A 4,843-nucleotide genomic window follows, 5' to 3' on the forward strand; every position below is an offset into this window, starting at 1 on the left:
GCGTCTAACTGATTAAGTTGAGTCCAACCTAATGAACCTTCGTTATTACCTAGTGCAGGGTAAAGGTACATGTAAATTGCTGCAAAAATAGTTGTCAGAATAAACATGTTAAACCACCACTTTGGTAGTGGGTGATTCAGTTCGGATATACCGTCCCATTCATGTCCGGTAGACTCGACCTCACCGCTCTCATCCGACTTCTTTGAAGAAGTCGCGAACAGTAGCCACATGACACCAACTAGGTTGCCGATGACCAATACACTGATGAAAATACTCCATCCTGTACTCATAATTAGGCCTCACTTTTTTCTTTGTTATTGCAAGTATTCGTTGCAGTGTTATCCAAGGGAAGATTTGCCATTTCCTCGAACGCTTCTTTACGCTTGCCACTCCAGCTCCAGAAGCAAATTCCGATGAACGTAAGCAAAAGCATGCCGGTCATTAAACCGCTTAGTGTGTGCTGTAATTCGCCCATGCTTATCTCCCGTTGTTTGCAGTGCCAAGCACTTGCAAGTATGCAATCAAAGCATCGATTTCAGTCATATTTGCTAGCTGGGCGGGCCCGTTAGCGATTTCTTCGTCTGAATAGGGATGGCCTAGTAAACGTAAGGCTTCCATTTTGCTTATAATGCTATCAGTTTCTGCTGGTGCCTCGGCTAACCAAGGGAGGCTTGGCATATTTGATTCAGGCACCAAATCACGAGGATTGATTAAATGTATACGATGCCATTCATCAGAGTAACGGCCACCAACGCGTGCCAAATCAGGACCTGTTCGTTTCGAACCCCACTGGAACGGGCGGTCGTAAACTGATTCACCTGCAACTGACGGAGGGCCATATCGCAACACTTCATCAGCGAAAGGTCTAACCATCTGTGAGTGACAGTTGTAACAACCTTCACGAATGTAGATGTCGCGGCCCGCTAGCTGAACCGCTGTGTAAGGTTTAACGCCTGGTGCTGGTTCTGTCGTTTGTGTTTGAAACATCAGCGGAACGATTTCAACCAAACCGGCAACACTAATTACTAGGGCAATTAATACACCAAGTAGTGCGCTGTTCTTTTCAATAGTTTGATGATTCATTATGCTGCCTCCTTGTTGGATGCTTCGTTGTCTAACTCGGAAGAACCGATGGTTTTAATTACGTTATATGCCATCATCAACATACCAACCAAGAACATTAATCCACCAAGTACACGTACGACATAGTAGGGGTAGCTAGCTTTGATACTTTCAATGAAAGTATATGTCAGCGTACCGTCGTCACCCATGTCTCTCCACATTAGGCCTTGCATTACACCAGCGATCCACATTGATGCTATATAAAGTACTACACCAATTGTTGCGATCCAGAAATGACTGTTTATCAGCGATTCGCTATACATGCGCTTTTTGTTAAATAGCTCAGGAACAAGCATGTAAACGGAACCGATAGTAATAAAAGCAACCCAACCAAGCGCACCTGAATGAACGTGCCCAACTGTCCAGTCAGTATAGTGAGATAGTGCGTTGACGGTTTTTATCGACATCATTGGCCCTTCAAAGGTCGACATGCCATAGAACGATAGGGATACAATCAGGAACTTAAGGATCGGGTCAGAGCGTAACTTATCCCATGCGCCAGATAGCGTCATGATACCGTTGATCATACCACCCCATGACGGAGCTAATAGAACCAAGGAGAACACCATACCAAGTGACTGGGCCCAGTCTGGTAGAGCAGTGTATTGCAAATGGTGCGGACCAGCCCACATGTAAATAGAGATCAAAGCCCAGAAGTGTACAACTGATAATCTATAGGAGTATACAGGGCGATTCGCACGCTTTGGAACGAAGTAGTACATCATGCCTAAAAACGCCGCAGTTAGGAAAAAGCCAACAGCATTGTGTCCATACCACCACTGAGTCATTGCATCGGTTGCACCCGAAAAGACAGGGTAGGAATGAGTCAGGCTAGTAGGAATAGATAAGTTGTTAACGATATGAAGTACCGCTACAGCGATAATGAACGCTGCATAGAACCAGTTAGCAACGTAGATATGCGAAACGTTTCGCTTTACCAACGTGCCGAAGAATACAACACCATAGCTAACCCAAACGATTGCAATGAGTAGGTCTATTGGCCAGATTAGCTCTGCATACTCTTTGCCTTGCGTAAAACCAAGAGGCAGAGTGATTGCTGCTAATACAATGATTAACTGCCAACCCCAAAAGGTAAACTTCGCCAGACCAGGCGCGAACAGTGTCGTATGACATGTCCTTTGGACTATGTAATAAGAGGTTGCAAAGAGTGCACAACCACCAAACGCAAAGATTACTGCATTCGTATGTAAAGGCCGCAAGCGGCTAAAAGTTAAATACGGTAAGTCAAAATTTAGTGCGGGCCATGCAAGTTGCGCGGCGATAAGCACGCCGACAAGCATTCCGACAATTCCCCAGACTACCGTCATAATGGTGAATTGCCGAACTACTCCATAATCGTAGTTCTTAGGTTGAATAGGCGTTTGATTCATATGATTCACGTTCCTTATTATTTGCCAAAAGTTGGAAGCAAGCCGATTCTGTAGCGCCTCTACCTACTTTGCCTTGATGTATGTCAAGTGGGGTATATATTTATTCCTTTTATCAAGTGCTTAAGGGGTGGGGTTGATATACATCAAAGTGGGTAGTTTAGATTTTGTACAATTAACTAAAATTGAGAACTGATTGCTATTTTAGTTATGGCCTTTATAGCTTTCTGTAAATGAAATTCGTTATCATTGCTTACGCATTTGAATAACAACAAAACTGCAGCATTCTTCAAATTTGCTATACAAAGTCATCGTCAGCGCCTTGCCCAACTAATTGAATGGATCCTACTTTTGCAAAATTATCTCTCTAGTCTTAATTCCTTTTTCGAGCGAGCTCCGGATTATCTACTTAAGCGCCGTTTGTTTGTCGTCAGCCTCTTCTTTGTTATCTCTGCGGCTTTTATTTACGCAATGGTCACTAAGTTTACGATGGATATGTCCCTCGAAAGCTGGTTCAAAGATGATGATCCAACTAAAGTTTCTTTAGATAAATATCGACAGCAGTTTGGCAGTGATGACGGCATCTATATTGTTTACGAAGCTCAGGATGGAAATGTTTTCTCATCAAAATCTGTAGCCACTATTAGGGCCTTTCACCAGCAGCTCGATGACCACCGGCTTGGACTAAGCAGCGAAGATGTTTCTCCAGAATTTGATCGTGGAATACTTCAGCGAATTGATCAAATTGACAGTTTGTACAATGCGCGGTATCAGGTAGCAGATAAAGACACGCTTATCTCTAAGAAATTGTACGCTCAGGATTATCCAACTAGCGATCTCGAGCTAGAGCAACGAAAATCTATTGCGCTAGGGCAGGACGCTTTTAAGTTAGCGTACTTTTCGCCAGATCATAGATTCGGCGGTATTCGTATAAAAACCGATTTTGGCGTTATCTCTTCCTCAGAACCCCAGGTTGACGAAGGTGTTGATTTACTCCAAGGCGATGAATTTGAGTTTGATGACGCAGCAGTTGAGATAGTGTCAACGGAGCTCAGTGATGAGCCTATTGATTTTGAAGAAATGAGTATGGATGAGTACTTAGTTTTTATGACGTCTCTGCGTACCGTTGCTGCAAAGCCTGAATTCGCTCATTTCAGTTTCCACTTTACAGGCAACGCCGCCATGATGGAGTTTGCCATGAACAATATGGCTCAAGCGTCGATGTTAATGGGCTTAATGCTATTGGCCGTTGTTACCTTGCTGTGGATACTGTTTCGCTCTTTTTCAGCTGTCGTTTGGCCGGTCGTTGTGATTTCGTTTTCGGCCTTCTGGTCTATAGGTTTTCTGAGCGCAATTGGCGTTACTTTGTCGACAATGGTGAGTCTGTCATTCATGTTGATACTGGCCGTTGGAACTGCTGACTGTGTACATGTGCTGAGCGCATATATGCTATACAGACAAGAAGGTGAGGAGCATCGCCCTGCGATGCGAATGGCCTATCGCAAAACCGGCATCCCTATATTTTTAACAACCATCACGACCATGGCGGGTATGATGGCCCTGATGATTAGCGATCTACCTCAAATAGCCATCTTTGGTTTAAATTCTGCCCTAGGTGTCGGTGTAGCTTTCATTTTTACATTATTTCTTTTACCTGTACTACTAGATCTCTGGCATCCGTATCATCTGAAAGCGTCCAAGAAAGCCGAGGCAAAGAAGAGCAAGTATGCGTCGGGTGGAGGTGCAGGAAGAGCAAGTTCGCTTCAACACTTCCTTGATAAAATACCCGCGTACATTAAAAGAAAGAGTAAAGTTGTCACGCTTTGTTATATCGCGCTTTTCGGCTTGTTTGTAATTGGTACGCTTCAAGTAAAAATTGACTCAAATTTAGTCGAATTGGCAAAAGAAGATGCACCGATTCGGGTTACTTACGATTTGGTCGACAAGGAGATGATGGGGGCACAGAATCTCGAGTTTATTGTTGACATGAAATCGTCTGATGCGCTTAAAGAACCGGCAGTACTTAAGGTGATTGATGCCTTCCAGGCTCACTTGGTCGAAACCTACCCTGACAGCGTTGTTAAAACCTTTTCTTTGGCTGATTTCGTAAAAGATACAAATAAGGTAATGCATGAAGGGGACCCCACTTATGATCGCGTGCCGGAAGACCCAGTTCTAGCGGCGCAGCTTCTTTACCTCTTTGATAATGCCAACAGCCGAGACCGAAGAAATGTTGTAAGCGATGACTACTCCAAGACTCATATTTCAGCTCAATTGCGGAACAAGGGCTCGTTCGAATACACCCATTTCTTTGAGCAGGTTCAACTTGACCT

The 4,843-nt window shown here is 44.0% G+C and carries 5 protein-coding genes; 1 reads left to right on the forward strand and 4 read right to left on the reverse strand.

The annotated features are described in order from the left end of the window. From A3757_RS15490 to ccoN, 4 genes are all read right to left on the reverse strand, one after another. Window positions 1–290: cbb3-type cytochrome c oxidase N-terminal domain-containing protein (locus tag A3757_RS15490; RefSeq protein WP_304439191.1), on the reverse strand; the 290-nt coding region annotated here is incomplete at its 3' end. Window positions 291–292: 2 nt separating this feature from the next. Further along, a complete protein-coding gene (locus A3757_RS15495) occupies window positions 293–475 on the reverse strand; it encodes a CcoQ/FixQ family Cbb3-type cytochrome c oxidase assembly chaperone (RefSeq protein ID WP_068506528.1) in 183 nt (60 codons plus the stop codon). 2 nt (window positions 476–477) lie between these two features. Then, window positions 478–1,083 carry a cytochrome-c oxidase, cbb3-type subunit II gene (gene ccoO, locus A3757_RS15500; RefSeq protein ID WP_068554743.1) on the reverse strand — a complete coding sequence of 202 codons (606 nt, stop codon included), beginning with the start codon at window positions 1,081–1,083 and terminating at the stop codon, window positions 478–480. Next, a complete protein-coding gene (gene ccoN / locus A3757_RS15505) occupies window positions 1,083–2,513 on the reverse strand; it encodes a cytochrome-c oxidase, cbb3-type subunit I (protein ID WP_068506532.1) in 1,431 nt (476 codons plus the stop codon). Before ccoN ends, ccoO begins: the two co-directional genes overlap by 1 nt. Before the next feature lie 348 nt (window positions 2,514–2,861). Here ccoN and A3757_RS15510 point away from each other — a divergent pair. After that, window positions 2,862–4,843 (forward strand): RND family transporter (locus A3757_RS15510; RefSeq protein WP_156506345.1); only part of this gene is annotated, 1,982 nt, incomplete at its 3' end.

Source organism: Oleiphilus sp. HI0117 (genome assembly GCF_001635235.1).

Bases quoted from the DNA above. Each gene is read 5' to 3' on its own strand.
- A3757_RS15495 (WP_068506528.1), bottom strand. From the start codon at position 475: ATGGGCGAATTACAGCACACACTAAGCGGTTTAATGACCGGCATGCTT.
- ccoO (WP_068554743.1), bottom strand. From the start codon at position 1,083: ATGAATCATCAAACTATTGAAAAGAACAGCGCACTACTTGGTGTATTA.
- ccoN (WP_068506532.1), bottom strand. From the start codon at position 2,513: ATGAATCAAACGCCTATTCAACCTAAGAACTACGATTATGGAGTAGTT.